Annotated in this window: 14 protein-coding genes; 3 read left to right on the top strand and 11 right to left on the bottom strand. The window is 70.2% G+C overall.

What is annotated here, in order from left to right; all coding sequences use genetic code 11:
* Positions 1-2: 2 nt before the first annotated feature.
* Positions 3-401, bottom strand: coding sequence for a hypothetical protein (locus AB0L60_RS22885; RefSeq protein ID WP_364617193.1), 399 nt, complete (start codon positions 399-401; stop codon positions 3-5).
* A 465-nt stretch (positions 402-866) separates the two neighbouring features.
* Here AB0L60_RS22885 and AB0L60_RS22880 point away from each other — a divergent pair, with 465 nt between their 5' ends.
* Positions 867-3,089 (top strand): RecQ family ATP-dependent DNA helicase, encoded by a 2,223-nt coding sequence (locus tag AB0L60_RS22880; RefSeq protein ID WP_364617191.1) that lies wholly within the window; start codon positions 867-869, stop codon positions 3,087-3,089.
* A gap of 12 nt (positions 3,090-3,101) precedes the next feature.
* On the opposite strand, the gene AB0L60_RS22875 is transcribed toward AB0L60_RS22880, so the two are convergent.
* Complete coding sequence (locus tag AB0L60_RS22875; RefSeq protein WP_364617189.1) at positions 3,102-3,608, bottom strand: MarR family winged helix-turn-helix transcriptional regulator; 507 nt, start codon at positions 3,606-3,608, stop codon at positions 3,102-3,104.
* 111 nt (positions 3,609-3,719) lie between these two features.
* Between AB0L60_RS22875 and AB0L60_RS22870 the strand changes: the two genes are divergently transcribed.
* Together AB0L60_RS22870 and AB0L60_RS22865 are read left to right on the top strand one after the other, a co-directional pair.
* Positions 3,720-4,562: an NAD(P)H-binding protein gene (locus AB0L60_RS22870; RefSeq protein WP_364617187.1), complete on the top strand. Its 843-nt coding sequence runs from the start codon at positions 3,720-3,722 to the stop codon at positions 4,560-4,562.
* Positions 4,563-4,677: 115 nt separating this feature from the next.
* Positions 4,678-5,778 carry a methyltransferase gene (locus tag AB0L60_RS22865; RefSeq protein ID WP_364617185.1) on the top strand — a complete coding sequence of 367 codons (1,101 nt, stop codon included), beginning with the start codon at positions 4,678-4,680 and terminating at the stop codon, positions 5,776-5,778.
* Between the two features lie 109 nt (positions 5,779-5,887).
* Here the strand turns inward: AB0L60_RS22865 and AB0L60_RS22860 are convergent, their stop codons facing one another.
* The 9 genes from AB0L60_RS22860 to AB0L60_RS22820 all read right to left on the bottom strand — a co-directional run bounded on the left by AB0L60_RS22860 (position 5,888) and on the right by AB0L60_RS22820 (position 16,796).
* Positions 5,888-6,391 carry a DUF4254 domain-containing protein gene (locus AB0L60_RS22860; protein ID WP_364617183.1) on the bottom strand — a complete coding sequence of 168 codons (504 nt, stop codon included), beginning with the start codon at positions 6,389-6,391 and terminating at the stop codon, positions 5,888-5,890.
* Positions 6,392-6,713: 322 nt separating this feature from the next.
* Complete coding sequence (proB, locus tag AB0L60_RS22855; protein WP_364617422.1) at positions 6,714-7,793, bottom strand: glutamate 5-kinase; 1,080 nt, start codon at positions 7,791-7,793, stop codon at positions 6,714-6,716.
* Between the two features lie 223 nt (positions 7,794-8,016).
* Complete coding sequence (obgE, locus tag AB0L60_RS22850; RefSeq protein ID WP_364617181.1) at positions 8,017-9,471, bottom strand: GTPase ObgE; 1,455 nt, start codon at positions 9,469-9,471, stop codon at positions 8,017-8,019.
* Positions 9,472-9,737: 266 nt separating this feature from the next.
* Positions 9,738-10,004, bottom strand: coding sequence for a 50S ribosomal protein L27 (rpmA, locus tag AB0L60_RS22845; protein WP_364617179.1), 267 nt, complete (start codon positions 10,002-10,004; stop codon positions 9,738-9,740).
* A gap of 40 nt (positions 10,005-10,044) precedes the next feature.
* Positions 10,045-10,356 (bottom strand): 50S ribosomal protein L21, encoded by a 312-nt coding sequence (gene rplU, locus AB0L60_RS22840; RefSeq protein WP_030512746.1) that lies wholly within the window; start codon positions 10,354-10,356, stop codon positions 10,045-10,047.
* A gap of 334 nt (positions 10,357-10,690) precedes the next feature.
* Positions 10,691-13,813: a translation initiation factor IF-2 N-terminal domain-containing protein gene (locus tag AB0L60_RS22835; RefSeq protein ID WP_364617420.1), complete on the bottom strand. Its 3,123-nt coding sequence runs from the start codon at positions 13,811-13,813 to the stop codon at positions 10,691-10,693.
* A gap of 632 nt (positions 13,814-14,445) precedes the next feature.
* Positions 14,446-14,862: a nucleoside-diphosphate kinase gene (ndk, locus tag AB0L60_RS22830; protein WP_364617176.1), complete on the bottom strand. Its 417-nt coding sequence runs from the start codon at positions 14,860-14,862 to the stop codon at positions 14,446-14,448.
* 159 nt (positions 14,863-15,021) lie between these two features.
* A complete protein-coding gene (locus AB0L60_RS22825; protein ID WP_364617174.1) occupies positions 15,022-15,429 on the bottom strand; it encodes a DUF4233 domain-containing protein in 408 nt (135 codons plus the stop codon).
* Positions 15,426-16,796 (bottom strand): folylpolyglutamate synthase/dihydrofolate synthase family protein, encoded by a 1,371-nt coding sequence (locus AB0L60_RS22820; protein ID WP_364617418.1) that lies wholly within the window; start codon positions 16,794-16,796, stop codon positions 15,426-15,428. The genes AB0L60_RS22825 and AB0L60_RS22820 overlap by 4 nt, the downstream gene beginning before the upstream one ends.
* Between the last annotated feature and the right edge of the window lie 63 nt (positions 16,797-16,859).

Below are 16,859 nucleotides of genomic sequence, written 5' to 3'. Positions count from 1 at the left end.
AGTCAGCGGCGGCGGAATGTCGCCGCTGCACCCGCGCCCACCAGCAGGATGCCCACGATGAGCGGGAATCCCGTTTGCAGCCACTGGAACAGCGCTATGTGCATGTCGTCGGACACCGGCAGATCGCCGATCAGGCGGAAGGTGTCGTCCGGGAAGATGAAATGGATGATCCCGGGCAGCACCCCCCACACCAGCCCGGCGATGATGGTGCCCGCCGGCGAATAGGCGGCCAGGGCCGCCACCAGCAGGAACACCACTGCGGCAAAGAGGATCTCGAGGGTGGAGCCGATGCGGTCGGCGAAGTCCCCGAGGATCGTCCACTGCCTGGTCCCGGCCGCGCCGCGGGCGGCGAGGACGATGCCGACGGGGGTCAGGATCAACCCCACCAGCGCGCCGGTCACCGTCCGCGAAGCACCTCCACTACTGCGAAACTCTGTACCCGGCGGAGTCCACCCCGCGGGCGACGGAAACTTCTCCGGCATCTGCGTCTCCCTGCGCACCCCCGGACGCCCTTCGTGCCCGGAACCCTATTGTCCGTCCGCGCACGGGATTCCGCGCGATCTTGACCCCACCGCAACCAAGGCGCTCTCCACCGGTGTTCTACAGGGCAGACGTTTGTCCGGTTCGGAGTATTTGCACGTTTGTCTCCGGAGCGAGATCCGCTGGGTCAGGACCGACCCAGTTTCCCCTGGCTTCCCCTCGATCGCCTGATCGGCATGCTCGTCGACGCGCTCCTGGCCGCCCGGCGCTGATCGGCGGCCCGGCCCGGCGACGGCGCAGGTCGCCCGTGCGGGCGGCGCGCGAGGGGTGCGAAGTCGGCCGAAAATTCGGGCGGCGGGCAGGTGGTGTCGGTGCGGTGGGGCACGATGGAGCGCGTGACCTCGACCGACCCCGCTACCTCGCCCGGCACCGATCCTTCGGCCTCGGCGGCGACCGGCACGTCCCGGCCGTCGCCCGATACCGCCGACCCCCGCTCGTCGGCCTCGGAGCCGGTTCGCGCGGGCGGCCTGCGGGAGGACGCCGAGTCGCTGCTGCGGGAGCTGGCCGGGCCGCAGGCGCGGCTGCGCGAGGATCAGTGGATCGCGATCGAGGCGCTCGTAGTGCAGCGGCGGCGGGCACTGGTGGTGCAGCGCACCGGGTGGGGCAAGTCGGCGGTGTACTTCATCTCCGCGAAGCTGCTGCGCGCGCAGGGGCGGGGGCCGACGGTGATCGTGTCGCCGCTGCTGGCCCTGATGCGCAACCAGGTCACGGCGGCCGAACGCGCGGGAGTCGTTGCGGCGACCATCAATTCGGGGAATGTCACCGAGTGGGACGAGATCCACGCGCGGGTGGCGGCCGGGGATGTCGACGTGCTGCTGGTGAGTCCGGAGCGCTTGAACAACCCGGACTTCCGCGATTCGGTGCTGCCGAAGCTGGCCGCGGACGCGGGGTTGGTGGTGATCGACGAGGCGCACTGCGTGTCCGACTGGGGTCACGACTTCCGGCCGGACTATCGGCGGATCCGCACACTCATCGCCGATCTCGGGTCCGAGGTGCCGGTCCTGGCGACCACGGCCACTGCCAACGATCGCGTGGTGACCGATGTGGCGACCCAGATCGGCACGGACACATTGGTTTTGCGCGGCAGCCTGGACCGGGAGTCGCTGCATCTGTCGGTGGTGCGCATCCCCGATGCGGTGCAGCGCACGGCCTGGCTCAGCCGGCGGCTGCACGAACTGCCGGGCTCCGGCATCGTCTACACGCTCACGGTGGCCGCGGCCCACGATCTCGCCGACGTTCTCAACTCGCACGGACACCACGTCGCCGCCTATACCGGGCAGACCGACCCCACCGAACGCGAAGCCCTCGAGGCCGCGCTGCTGAACAACGAGGTGAAGGCGCTCATCGCCACCTCCGCGCTCGGAATGGGTTTCGACAAGCCGGATCTCGGCTTCGTCGTGCACCTCGGCGCGCCCTCCTCCCCCATCTCCTACTATCAGCAGGTGGGCCGTGCGGGCCGCGGCACCGAACGGGCCGAGGTGGTGCTGCTGCCCGGCCACGAGGACCGGCAGATCTGGAGTTACTTCGCGTCGGTGGCCTTCCCGCGCGAGCACATCGTGCGCTCGGTGCTCGCCGCCCTCGACACCGACCGGCCGCTGTCCACCGCCGCCCTGGAACCGCTGGTCGAGCTCAACCGCTCCCGCCTGGAGATGGTGCTCAAGGTGCTGGACGTGGACGGCGCGGTGCGCCGGGTGCGCGGCGGCTGGCTGGGCACCGGTCAGCCCTGGGCCTACGACACCGAACGCTACGAGCGGCTCAGTGTCGCGCGCGAGGCCGAGCAGCAGGCCATGATCGACTACGAGTCCACCGCCGAGTGCCGGATGACGTTCCTGCGCAGGCAACTCGACGATCCCGGCCTCGCCGCGGACGCCCGCTGCGGCCGCTGCGACAACTGCACCGGTAACCGCCTGGACATCGCCGTCGACGCCGCCGACCTGGCCGATATCCGCACCCGCCTGGACCGCCCCGGCATCGATCTCGCGCCCCGCAAGCAGTGGCCCACCGGCCTGGCCAAACTCGGAATCCCGTTGTCCGGCAAGATCACCGACGGTCCCCAGACCGGGCGCGTCCTGGGCCGCCTCAGCAACCTCGGCTGGGGTCAGCGCCTGCGCCCACTGCTCGACGGCCCCGACGCCCCGATCCCCGACGAGGTCTTCCGCGCCTGCACCACCGTGCTGCGCGAATGGAATTGGGCCCAGCGCCCCACGGCCGTCATGGCTCTGGACTCCGGCGCGCACCCGATCCTGACCCGCTCGCTGGCCGCCCGCCTCGCCGAGGTCGGCCGCCTGGCGGACCTCGGCGTCCTCCACCTGCGCCCCGACCTGCCACCGGTCTCCGCCGCCAACTCGGCCCACCGGGTGGCCGCCCTCCACAATGCCTGGGAGACACCGGATCTCACCGCGGTCGACGGCAAACGCGGGGAGGCGGAGCGCATCCTGCTGGTCGACGCCCTGACCGACACCGGCTGGACCTTCACCATGGCCGCCCGCACGCTCCGCGCCGCGGGCGCCGCCGCCGTCCTCCCCTTCGCCCTGGCCACCCCGTCCTGATCACCCGCGAGCTCAGGCGTCGGCGGGCGGGCGGCGGTTCCTGAGGTCGTCGATGGCGTCGACGTAGCGGAGCATCAAACGCGCGAATTCGAGGCGGTCGCGTTCGGGCCATTCGGCGGTGATGTATTCGTACGCGGCACGCTGCCGGCGACGGAAGGTGCGCATGAACTCGAGGCCCTGCTCGCTCAGCTCGAGGACCGCGCGCCGGCCGTCCAGCTGGGACGGGACCCGCCGCAGGTAGCCCGCCTTGATGCTGTCGGTGACCATGCGGCTGGCCACCGAGGGATCAACGCACATGCCCGCGGCGATACCGCCGACCGTCATCTCCTGCCCGCGATCATGGGATTCTCGGCCGGGGCTCTGAGGACAGCCGAGCACCATGTCCAGCAGCAGGGCCCGGGTCGAATCCTTGGTGCTGATGGGGTCTTCGACCTCCTGGAGGACACCGCGGCGGAGCTTGCCGAATGCCGGTCCGATGGCATCGAGCAGCTCGTCGGGGGTGCGGTCGTCCTGGGTCATGGGCACATCGTATCTGCATGCATACCGGAACATATGTGTTGACTCACAAATGTGTGCATGACAGCATGCATTTGTCCATCTGCATGGATTCTCACTCGATCGGAGTACGCCATGACCATCCTCGTCACCGGCGCCCGCGGCCAGATCGGCCGCGCCGTCCTCACCACCCTGCACGCCCGGGGGCTGCCCGTCCGCGCGGCCAGCAAGGACCCGTCCGCCCTCGACCTCCCCGCCGGAATCGAGGTCGTCGCACTGCGCGGCGACGATCCCGAAAGCCTCACCGCCGCACTGGAAAACGTGCGCCAGGTCTTCCTCTACGCCGACCCCGGCACCGCGACCACCTTCGTGCCGGCCGCCGAGCAGGCCGGAGTCGAGCACGTCGTACTGCTGTCGTCCTCCGCGGTCGACTCCCCCGACGCCGCTTCCAATCCCATCGGCGCCAGCCACCTGGCGGTCGAAAAGGCGCTCGCCGCTTCGACTCTCGCCACCACCACACTGCGACCGGGCGGATTCGACAGCAATGCCTTCGGCTGGATCCCGGCCGTCTCGGCCGGACAGCCCATCGAGCACGCCTACCCGGACGCCGCCCTGGCCATGATCCACCCGCTGGATATCGCCGATATCGCCGTCGCCGCCCTCACCGGCCCCGAATTGCGCGGCCGCACAGTCAGTCTCACCGGCCCCGAGGCGATCAGCTTCCGCGCGCAGATCGCCGCGCTGTCGGAGGCCATCGGCCGGGAGATCCCGATCGTCACCATCACCCCGGAGCAGGCGCAGGCACAGCTGTCGCACACCATGCCGCCGTACATCGTGGACGCCCTGCTGACCATCTGGGCGCTCACCACCGAGCAGCCCGAGACCCCGGCCGACACCACCGACACCCTGCTGGGCGTCCCGGGCCGCACCTTCGCGCAGTGGGCCCGGGAGAACGCCGCCGCCTTCACCGCCGCCTGACCCGCGCCACGCCGGGCTGATTGCCCGGCCGTCACGGAAACCACTGCCCACCAGGGACGCAGCGCGTAGGCTCAGGCAATCCCGCAGTCGCCGAACGATCCCGGGGAGTTCATCCATGGCGTCCGCATCACTCAAAGCTCCACCGTTGCCGTTCCTGCGCGCCATCGCCTGGCTCCGCGACGGCATGTACGCGCTGCATCGGCGAATGGTTCCCGGGCACATCGCGCTCCTGGAACTGGCCACGGCCGGATATCTCAGTCAGGCCACCTGCGCGGCGGCCGAGCTGGGCATCGCCGACGCGCTCGCCGAGGGCCCCAGGCAGCCGGCCGACCTCGCAGCGGCGGTCGGCGCGAACGAGGACGCGCTGCGGCGGCTCATGCGCCTGCTGATCAGTGCGGGCGTGTTCGCCCAGCGCCGGGACGGCGCCTACGAGCTGACCGGCATGTCGCAGGCGCTGTGCTCGGATGCGCCGGTCACGCTGCGGGATCTGCTCCTGTTCTTCGGGGCAGATCTGCATCGCAAGCACTGGACACACCTCAGCGGCTCGGTCCGGTCCGGCGGATCACTCTGGCCCGAGCTGGAAGGCATGGAGTTCTTCGAGTTCGCCGACAAACACCCCGAGGCCGGGGAGATCTTCGACCGTGCCATGACCAGTGTCAGCAGTCTGTCCAACGAGCCGTTGCAGGCCGCCTTCGACTTCGGCCGGTTCGGCTCGATCGTGGATGTCGGCGGCGGGCGCGGCAGCCTGCTCGTCGACATCCTGCAACGCCACCCCTCCATGCGCGGCACCGTCTTCGACCTGCCCCGCGTGCGGGAAGGCCTCGAGGAAGAGCTCCGGATGCCGGGCCTGACCGGCCGTCTGACCTTCGAGCCGGGCAGCTTCTTCGACTCGGTCCCCAAGGGCGCCGACGCCTACCTGCTCAAACACATCCTGCACGACTGGTCGGACGAGGATGCCGAACGCATCCTGCGCACCATCCGCGCCGCCATGGAATCCGAGGCGCGCCTGCTCATCATCGAAATGGTCATGCCGCAACACCATCGCCCCCACCCGGGCAAGATCATCGACCTGGAGATGCTGATCCAGACCCCGGGCGGCCGGGAACGCACCCAGACCGAATTCGGAAACCTGCTCTCCCGCAGCGGATTCGTGCTCACCGGGGTGACCGCGACCGCCGCCCCCGACTGTGTGATCGAGGCCCATCCGGCGTGGTGATCGGGCCTGCCCGCCCGATGAGCGAGGCGCCCGCGGGGCGTGTGCGGCGTAAGGTCACACGCCCGGCGCGGGCCTCCCGCCACCCGGATGCGGTTGCCGCACCGGCACTTCAGGCGGAGCGGCGGATTCTCGGGCCGACAACCCCTGCGGCCCGATCGGTCCAGCCGTCCGCCATCTGCGCCAGCAGGAACCAGGCGGCGTGTACTTGTTCGTCCGATACGTTCTCGGCCGTCCGGAGCAGATGCACGGCGCGCACATGGGCGGCCGCCATGGCATCCACCACGGCCCCGAGGGATTCGGCCCGCGCTGCACCCCTCGGCAGCGCCCGGCTCGTCACCCACTCGTCGATGAACGAGATCAGTTGAGCGCGTAGCTCGTCGATCCCGCCCGCATCGCCGGACTGTTCCCGCCGCTGCAGGTGCAGTTCGGCCAGCGCCCGGGCCCAGCGGGTGACCGCGTGGTCCTCGGGCTGATCACCGATGTGGCCGCAGAAGGCGGCCAGCAGTTCATGCCAATCGGGCAGTAGTGGGCGTTCGGCGAACCTCTCCTCGAAACTCGTGTCGCGTCGGCTCGCCCGCCACAGCTGTGTGCTATCAGGTTGCGGTACGTACATACCTACCTCCACGGGCGGTGCGGCGCACCCGGAGCCGCGGGCGATCACCGGACCGCGAGCCCGGCGCGGCAAGGGCGGACCGCGCCGGATCCAGGCGACCGCTATCGGCGAAGGGCACATCTCGATGCGGCACCGGGTGCTCCTCAAGCATGAACCTCCGGGCCGTCCCGCCCACTGCCCTTCCCCCGCCCTCCCCCTGCCCCTCGCCCGAGCGACCAACCGACCGGTTCGCGGCGTTACTTCGCCTCTCCCCCAATGCAATTCGCCCGTAACCGGCACTTCGCCTTCGTGAGCCGCGGGCGAAACCAAACCTTCACCAGGGCTAGACCTTCACCAGATCGTCGGCATGCACGACCGGGCGCTGCATGCTGTCGGGGAGGGCGGTGGTGGAACGGCCCTTCATGGTCTCCAATTCGTCGCTGTCATAGGCCGCCACGCCGCGGGCGACGAGCCGGCCGTCGGGCGCGATCAGATCGACGACGTCACCGGCATAGAAGTGACCTGCCACCTCGGTGACGCCCGCCGCCAGCAGCGAGTGGCGGCGCTCCGACACGGCGACGACCGCGCCCGCGTCCAGATGCACCGCGCCCCGGGCGTCGGCGGCATGCCGGACCCAGAACTTGCGAGCCGAGAGCCGCACCGGACGCGCCGCGAATGCGGTGCCCACGGTCGCGCCCGAAAGCGCCGCCGCCGCATCCGAAGCCGCGGCCAGCAGCACCGGTACGCCGGCATCCGCGGCCAGGCGGGCCGCCGACAGCTTCGAGGCCATGCCGCCGGTGCCCAGCGCGCCACCGGATCCAGCAATGACGCCGTCCAGATCGGCGCTGCTGCGCACCTCGGGAATGAAGTTCGCCGCACCCTTACGCGGATCGCCGTCGTAGAGGCCGTCGACATCCGACAACAGGATCAGGGCATCCGCGCCGACCAGGTGGGCCACCAGCGCCGCCAACCGGTCATTGTCGCCGAACCGGATCTCTTCCGTTGCGACAGTGTCGTTCTCGTTCACCACCGCGATGGCGTGCAGTGAGCGCAAGCGGTCGAGGGTGCGCTGGGCATTGCGGTGCGGCTCGCGGCGGCCGAAGTCGCCCGCGCTCAACAGCACCTGACCGACGACGCGATCGTAGCGGGCGAAGGAGGTGCCCCAGGCGTGCGCCAGCGCCAGCTGCCCCACACTCGCGGCGGCCTGCTTGGTGGCGAGATCCCTTGGGCGCTTGGACAATCCGAGCGGAGCCATGCCCGCGCCGATGGCGCCCGAGGACACCACCACCAGATCCGATCCCGCGCGCATGCGGGCCTCGACCGCATCGGCCAGCCGGTCCAGCCGGCCGGTGTCGAGGCCGCCCTCCAGGGAGGTCAGCGCCGACGAACCGATCTTCACCACCACGCTGCGCGCCGACGCGATCGCCTGCCGCGCCGCACTGAGCCCTCCGGATCCAGCACTGAGCTCTCCGGAACCAGCACTGAGCTCCCCGAGTCCAGCGCCCTGTTCCGTCACCTGAGTGCCGCTCGAACCCACTTGCACCACACCTCAATTCGCCCGCGGCGCCGCAGCGCCGTCGCACCCGAATCCGTTGCCCACCCGCATCGGCCGCCCGCTCCGTCGCGAACGGCCCTGCGGCACTGTATTACTCGTCGTCCTCGGTCACCAGGCCGCGGCGCACGCGCGAGGCGTGCTTGCGCTCGGCGGCGCCGATGCGTTCGGTCTGATCCAGGCGTGGGTCCACGCCGCGGCGGGTCATCAGGGTCTCCACACCGGCGGAAATCGAAGGCTCCCAATCGAAGCAGTAATCCGCGATGGTGACCGACGCACCCGGCTCCGCTCCGAGCTTGACCAACTCGTCCTCGACACCGAGGCGGGCCAGCCGGTCGGCCAGGTAGCCCACGGCCTCGTCATTGTCGAACTGGGTCTGGTGCACCCACCGCTCGGGCCGCTCGCCGATGACGATGAAGCCGCCCTCGACCTCGGGATCCTGAATGACCCGGAAACCGCTGTCGCCCTTGGCAACCGGGCGGATGATCTGCCGCTTCGGCTCCGCCTTCGGATGCGCCGCCCGATACTCGGCGACCATCTCCGCGAGCGCGAAGGTCAACGGCCGCAAGCCTTCCCGGCTCACCGCCGAGATCTTGTAGACCGGCCAGCCGCGCTTCTCGAACTCCGGCAGCACGAACTCGGCCAGCTCGTCGGCATCCGGGATATCGGCCTTGTTCAGGATGACCACGCGCGGGCGATCCGCCAGATCACCCAGACCGGCGTCGCCCACCAGCGCGGGCTGGTACGCGGCCAGCTCGGCCTCCAGCGCGTCCACATCCGACACCGGGTCACGGCCCGGCTCCAGCGTCGCGCAGTCAACCACGTGGGCCAGTACCGCGCAGCGCTCCAGATGCCGCAGGAAATCCAGGCCCAGGCCGCGGCCCTCGCTCGCACCCGGGATCAGGCCGGGCACATCGGCCACGGTGAAAGTCGTGTCACCCGACAGCACCACACCGAGATTCGGCACCAGCGTGGTGAACGGGTAGTCCGCGATCTTCGGCTTGGCCGCCGACAGCACCGACACCAGCGACGACTTGCCGGCCGACGGGAAGCCCACCAGGCCCACATCCGCCACCGACTTCAGTTCGAGCACCAGATCGCGCTCCTGGCCGTCCTCGCCGAGCAGCGCGAAACCGGGCGCCTTGCGCGACTTGGACACCAGCGCGGCATTGCCCAGCCCGCCGCGGCCGCCCTGCGCCGCCACGTACGTCGAACCCACCCCGATCAGGTCGGCCAGCACCTCACCGTCGGTGCTCATGACGACGGTGCCGTCCGGCACCTTCAGCAGCAGCCCCTCGCCCTGCTTGCCATTGCGGTTGCCGCCCTCACCGGGCTTGCCGTTACCGCCCTTGGCATGCGGGTGGAAGTGGAAGTCCAGCAGCGTGTGCACATTGGGGTCGACCTCGAGGATCACATCCCCGCCATTGCCGCCATTGCCGCCATCCGGGCCGCCCAGGGGCATGAACTTCTCACGCCGCACCGAGGCACACCCGTGCCCACCCTTGCCCGCGCGCACGTGCAAAACGACACGGTCGATGAATTTGGACATATCGGTGATCATCCTCCTTCAGGACTAGTCGACTCTGTCTAATTTGCCCTCCGCTGCGCTCCGGGCTGGTTCGCGGCGCTGAAGGTCTCGTTCTTCCGTCCTCCGCTCCTCCGCTTCGCTCCCCCGCTCCGTCAGTCCAGAACGAGACGCGCCGCGAACCTGTGAGCATCGGTGGTGTGGCGCTGCTGTAAACAGCAAAGCGGGCCAGGGTTGATCCAAACCCTGACCCGCTTCGGAAGCTTGTGGAGCGAACTTCGGTGCGCCGGTCAGGCGTTCACCGGCTCCGGAACCACGATGTTGACGGTCTTGCGACCACGCTTGGTGCCGAACTGGACCGCGCCCGACTCGAGAGCGAACAGCGTGTCGTCGCCGCCACGGCCGACGTTGACGCCGGGGTGGAAGTGCGTGCCGCGCTGGCGAACCAGGATCTCGCCGGCCTTGACGGTCTGACCGCCGAAGCGCTTCACACCGAGCCGCTGGGCATTCGAATCGCGACCGTTGCGCGAGCTGGATGCACCCTTCTTATGTGCCATTTCAGAACTCCTCGTGCCGGGGTGCGAACCCCAAGTCGGATTACTTGATGCCGGTGACCTTCAGGACCGTCAGCTTCTGACGGTGGCCCTGACGCTTGTGGTAGCCGGTCTTGTTCTTGAACTTGTGGATGCGGATCTTCGGGCCCTTGGTCTGTTCGACGACCTCGGCGGACACGGAAACCTTCGCCAGCTTGTCAGCATCGGTGGTCAGCTCGGCGCCGTCAACGACCAGCACCGGCGACAGCGACACCGCAGTGCCCGGCTCACCCTCGATCTTCTCGACCTTCACCAGGTCACCGACCGCGACCTTGTACTGCTTTCCGCCGGTCTTGACGATCGCGTACGTTGCCATCGGTCGGCTGCCCTTCTTTCTCTTCAAGTGCGCGAAGTGCTCGGCACTCTGCTCACACGGCCGGTCGCCCGGTTCGCACCGGAAACCGCCGCAGACTGGTCTGGTGGTTTTCACCGCCGCCTCGGGCCTTTTGGTTCTACCGAACCGGGCCCACTCACAGCACTAGTCACAACAGAGTGCCGTCGCAGGGGGCAGCGACTGACCAAGACTACAGGACACGGCCGACCCCCTCCAAACCGGGCCGCCGCCCACTACCGATGGTGTTCGTCACCGCCCGAAAAGGCCGTGGCCCCGCCGGAATTCGGCGGGGCCACGGCCTGCTGACGGGAGCCGGCTAGTTCTCCCCCTCCGGCGCACCGGCGGGACGGCCCGCGGACCGGCGCCGCGGGCGAGCCCGCGGCGGCACCGCGGCCGGAGCCAGGTCGTCCAGGTTGAAGCCCGGCTTGTCGGACTGATCCGCGCTGGAGAGCACGAACACCGCACCCTGGCTGTCGGCGGCCGGGGCCGAAGCCGTGCGCGCCACCCGGCGACGGGTGGGACGACGACCGGGCTGCGCTTCCGCGGCGGCCACGGCGGCGACGGCCGCGTGCGCCTCGGCGATCGGCGATTCCGTTGCCACAGGCTCGGACTCGACCACGAGGGTGTCCACGGCAGGCGCGGTGCCGTTGGTGGCCGCCGCGGTCTCGACCGCCGCCTCCTCGGTGGCGGTCTCGACCTCGGACACCGCGCGCTCGGCCAGGGCGGCCTCGGCGGCGGCGTTCTCGGCCTCGCGGACGATGACGGACTCGGCGGCCGCGACATCGGCCACGCTCGCCGATTCACCCTCGGCCAGTACCGCATTCGCGGCATCGGCGGCCGCGACGGCGTCCTCGTCCGCCGCGTGCACGGCCTCCTCGGCGGCGTGCGCGGCCATGGCCATGGCGACCGGGTGGGCGCGCTTGGCCGCGGCCTGCTCGGCCTTGACCTCCTGCTTCTCGGCCTTCTCCTCGACCACCGGCTCGACGGCCGGGGCCTCGGCGGCGGCCGCGCTGCGGTCCTTGCGGCGGCGGCGCGAACCCTCGCGACGGCTCACACCCTCGCCGCCGTCCCCGGCCGGAGCCGACGACTCGACGGGGTAGTTGTGCACCTGGATGCCGCGACCGTGGCAGGTCTCGCAGGTGGTGGAGAACGCCTCGACCAGGCCGGTGCCCAGCTTCTTGCGGGTCATCTGGACCAGGCCCAGCGAGGTGACCTCGGAGACCTGGTGGCGGGTGCGGTCCCGGCCCAGCGCCTCGGTGAGGCGGCGCAGCACCAGATCCCGGTTCGACTCCAGGACCATGTCGATGAAGTCGACGACGATCATGCCGCCGATATCGCGCAGCCGCATCTGGCGCACGATCTCCTCGGCCGCCTCCAGGTTGTTGCGGGTCACGGTCTCTTCGAGATTCGACCCGCCCGACCCGGTGAACTTGCCGGTGTTGACGTCGATGACGGTCATGGCCTCGGTGCGGTCGATCACCAGGGTGCCGCCGGAGGGCAGCCACACCTTGCGGTCGAGCGCCTTGGCCAGCTGCTCGTCGATGCGCAGGGAGCCGAACACGTCGACGCCGTTGTTCTCGTGGCGCTCGACCCGGGCCAGCATGTCCGGGGCGACCGTGCGGACATAGTTCTCCACCGTGGTCCAGGCGCGCTCGCCCTCGATGACCAGCTTGGAGAAGTCCTCGTTGAACAGGTCGCGGACCACCTTGACCAGCAGGTCCGGCTCTTCATACAGGGTCTTGGGCGCGCCCGAGCCGTTCTTGGACTGCTCCTCGATGGTGCGCCAGGTCGCCTGCAGCCGTTCCACATCGCGGGCCAGCTCGGCCTCGGAGACACCCTCCGACGCGGTGCGGATGATGACGCCCGCGTCCTGCGGCACGATGTCGCGCAGGATCTCCTTGAGCCGCTTGCGCTCGGTGTCGGGCAGCTTGCGGGAGATACCGGTCGAGGTACCGCCCGGCACGTACACCAGGAAGCGACCGGCCAGGCTGATCTGCGTGGTCAGGCGGGCGCCCTTGTGGCCCACCGGATCCTTCGAGACCTGCACCAGCACGGTGTCACCGGGCCGCAGCGCCTGCTCGATCTTGCGCTCCTTGCCGCCCAGACCGGCGGCCTCCCAGTTCACCTCACCCGCGTACAGCACGCCGTTGCGGCCGCGGCCGATGTCGACGAACGCCGCCTCCATCGACGGCAGCACGTTCTGCACCTTGCCCAGGTACACATTGCCGACCATGGACGCCGAACCCGTGGAGGTCACGAAGTGCTCGACCAGGATGTTGTCCTCGAGCACGGCGACCTGGGTGGTGGAGGTGGGGTGCTCGGAGAAGTGCTTCTCGCGCACCACCATCACCCGGTCCACCGCTTCGCGGCGGGCCAGGAATTCCGACTCGGTCAGGATGGGCGGACGCCGGCGGCCGGCCTCGCGGCCATCGCGGCGGCGCTGGCGCTTGGCCTCCAGGCGGGTCGAGCCGCTGATGCCCTGCACCTCGTCCACCTGCGCGGCGCGGCGCTTGCTGCGCGGCTCGCGCTCGTGCACGACGGTGTTCGGCGGATCGTCGTCGGCGGCCTCGGGCTCGTTGTCGTCCCCGCCCTTGCGGCGGCGACGGCGACGGCGGCGACGGCTGCTCGAGCCCTCGGGCACGGCCGCGCCCTCGTCCTCGTCCTCGACGACGTCGGTGTCGGCGGATTCGGCCGACTCGTCGGCCTCACCCTCGGGCTGCTCGTCGCCCTCGACCTCATCGGTGTCGTTGTCGCCGTGCTGTTCGCCACGACCGCGGCCGCGACCCCGGCGACCCCGGCGGCGACGCCGCGAGGTGCCTTCACCCCGCTGGTCGCGGTCCTGGTCGCCGTCCCACTCGCCCTCGTCCTCGGTGTCCTCGGACGCGGCTTCCTCGGTGATGGCCTTGGCCTCGAGCTCCTGCTCCTCGGCGGCCTGCTCCTCGGCCCGGGCCTTGCGACCGGCACGCTCGGCGCGGCGCTGCCGCCGGGCGTCCTCGGCGGCCGCGGCATCCGGCGCCTGGAACAGCGGCGCGGCCACCATGGCGGACGGCTGGTACTGGACCGGCTCCTCGAGCTGTGGCTCGGTCTGGAACGGGCTCGCGAACAGGGTGGTCTGCTTGACCGCGGGCGCGGCGGCCGCGGTGTCCTCGACGGCCTCCACCTCCTCGGCGGCGATCTCGTCGGCCGCCCGGTCGTCGCCGACGGCGATGGCCGCGTCGACGGTGGCCTCGGCGATCGGCTCGGGTCCGGCCGGGGCGGGTTCGACGAGCTCGACCTCACGCGGGCCGAAGGCGTCGCGGACGGTTTCGGCGACGGTGCGGTCCAAACTCGATTGCGGGCTTCGCGCCTGCGCGCCCATCTCGGTCAGGTGGGCCAGAATACGTTTGCTGGTAGTGCCCAGCAGCTTCGCCAGTGCGTGCACTCGGATCCGTTCCGGCAATTGTTCGGCAGCCGGGGTGATCTGAGCGCCCTCCCCTTCACCGTTGCTCTGCGATGCTTCCAGCGGCTCTTGATCGGCCACGAAATCTCCTCGGGCCCCCGGGCGCGTTCCTCCAAGGAGCGACGCGGCCGACGCGGGGGCGCTTGTCTTGTCGACCTCACGCCCGGGGGCGCGAGATCGTAAGTCTTCGCGCCGCGTGTCCCGTTATCACCGGTATCTCGTCGTTCGGGCTAACAGTTCACGTGGCGCCTGGTTTGGTTGGCTCAACTCCGTGTCACGAGCGTTCATCCAGCGTGCCTGCCCGGCGGCCGAGTCTTGGAAGCCGTCGGCGGCAGCGATGATCGTCCGTCGCTCCGCGGTGTCAATTCGAAGGTGATCGACACCTGCCGCAAACGGCCCGCGTCGGTCACTTCCAGAGCCAGTATCCCACACCACGCCGGGGCGTCGTGCCCGCGCGGCCCGGAGCGGGCCTCGCGAGTCTCACGCGGACCGCGCCGCAGCCGACCGGTGTGCGGCGGAGGGCCGCCCGCCCGCGCCTGCCTTCCGGGGCGCAGGGGCGGGCGGCGGCCTCTGCCTTCGGGGTCTCCCCCGGACCTATCGAGTGGGTGCGGGGAGCGGTGCCCCGCACGGGTTCAGAGCGCGAATTCCGGGAACCAGAGCGAGATCTCGCGCTTGGCGGACTCGGGCGAGTCGGAGCCGTGCACGAGGTTGTACTGGGTCTCGAGGGCGTAGTCGCCGCGGATGCTGCCGGGGACGGCCTTCTCGACCGGGTCGGTGCCGCCCGCGATCTGACGGAACGCGGTGATGGCGCGCGGGCCCTCGAGCACGGCCGCGACCACCGGGCCGGAGGTGATGAATTCGATGAGCGATCCGAAGAACGGGCGCTCGGCATGCTCGGCGTAGTGCACGGCGGCCAGCTCGGGCGAGACGTTCACGAGCTTCAGTGCCGCGATCTTCAGACTCTTGCGCTCGATCCGGGTGATGATCTCCCCGACGAGGCCGCGGGCCACGCCGTCGGGCTTGATGAGTACCAACGTCTGCTCAGTCACGCCGTCACAGTACCGCCTCCCCGAAACTCCAGCGCACGGCCGGGAGCCGTCGCCGGCCCCATTCGCGTGCCGGCGGTCAGGATGCGAAGCAATCTTGGACGTACCCGACGAGTTACCCCGGGCGCAACGAAATCAGTTGTCGCCTGGGGTAATGAGAACTCATGCGCCGGACATGCGCTGGCTGGGCAGCTGGCCCGCGTTCATCCGCTTCTGCACATCGGAGCGCAGGAACAGGATGAAGACCCAGACGGCGACGAAGACCACGCCGATCACCAGGATCGACAGGTGGATGAAGCCGCCGAGCAGCAGGGCCGCCTGCAGGGCCAGGTTGAACGGGATGGCCCAGGGCCGGCGCTGCAGGCCGGCGCCCAGGAACATGACCACGGCCAGGCCGACCACGTAGAGAATGGACCACCAGCGCAGGCCGCCGCCGACCGCGCCGATCACGGGCAGCGCCAGCAGCACGGTGATGGCCTCGAGGACCAGAGTGCCGGCCATGACCCCGCGCAGGCCCTTCCACGGGTCGGTGGCGGGCGGCGGGACGTCGGGCGTGGCGTCGGAGGTCATGCGGGATCCTTTCCGAACAGGCTGCGAGCGGCCCCGGCGGTGACGACCGAGCCGGTGATGACTATGCCCGCACCGGAGACCAGTTCGCCGTCCTCCCCACCCTCGGCGAGGGCGATGGCGGTCTCGATGGCGTCGGCCAGGTCATGGGCGACGGCCACGCGTTCGTCGCCGAAGCGCTGGACCGCGAGGTTGGCCAGGTCGTCGACGGGCAGGGCGCGCGGGGAGCCGTTCTCGGTGACGACGATCTCGTCGAAGACCGGTTCCAGGGCGTCGAGGATGCCGCCGGCGTCCTTGTCGCCCAGCACCGCGATCACGCCGACCAGTTTGCGGAAGTCGAATTCGCTGGTCAGCGTGGCCGCCAGGGCCGCGGCACCGTGCGGGTTGTGGGCGGCGTCGATGAAGATGGTGGGCGCACTGCGCATGCGCTCCATCCGGCCGGGGCTGACGGCGGCCGCGAATCCGGCTCGTACGGCGTCGATGTCGAGCTGCCGGGACGCGCCCGCGCCGAAGAACGCCTCGACCGCGGCCAGCGCCAGCACCGCGTTGCGGGCCTGGTGCTCGCCGTGCATGGGAAGGAAGATCTCGTCGTAGACGCCGCCGAGCCCTTGCAGCTCCAGCATCTGGCCGCCGATGGCGACGCGACGGGACAGCACCTGGAACTCCGAGCCCTCGCGGGCGACGGCCGCGTCGACCTCGACCGCGCGGCGCAGCAGCACCTCCATGGCCTCGGGTTCCTGCTGGGCGATGACGGCGACGGTGTCGCGCGGGACGAGGTCGTCGGCGGGGGCCTTCTTGATGATCCCCGCCTTCTCCCCTGCGATAGAGGTGAGGTCGGGGCCCAGATAGTCGATATGGTCCAACCCGATCGGGGTGATGACCGCGACCTCGCCGTCGATCACATTGGTGGCGTCCCAGCGACCGCCCATCCCGGTTTCCACCACGGCCACGTCCACCGGCGCTTCGGCGAAGGCCGCGTAGGCCATCCCGGTGAGCACCTCGAACTTCGACATGGCCGGGCCGCCTGCGGCTTTCGACTGCGCGTCGATCATCTCCACGTACGGCAGCAGTTCACGGTAGATCTCGACATAGCGCCCGGGCGTGATGGGCGCGTTGTCGATGGCGATGCGCTCGGTGGCCAGCTGCAGGTGCGGGCTGGTGATGCGCCCGGTGCGCCGGTGCAGCGCGGTGAGCAGCGAGTCGATCATGCGGGTGACCGAGGTCTTGCCGTTGGTGCCGGCGACGTGGATCGCCGGATAGGACTGCTGGGGCGAGCCCAGCAGGTCCATCAGCGTCGCGATGCGGGTGAGCGACGGCTCGATCTTGGTTTCCGGCCAGCGCTGGTCGAGTTCGGCCTCGACCAGCGCCATTTCGGCCAGATCCACCGGCGAGGTGCCGCTGCTCAGCGGGGCGCCCTCGGCGTACTGACGTTC

Origin of the sequence: Nocardia sp. NPDC051981, assembly GCF_040680715.1 — a bacterium.
Lineage (GTDB): Bacteria > Actinomycetota > Actinomycetes > Mycobacteriales > Mycobacteriaceae > Nocardia.
Note: the sequence above shows the minus strand (reverse complement) of the source record. Positions and strands in the feature narration are given on the sequence as shown.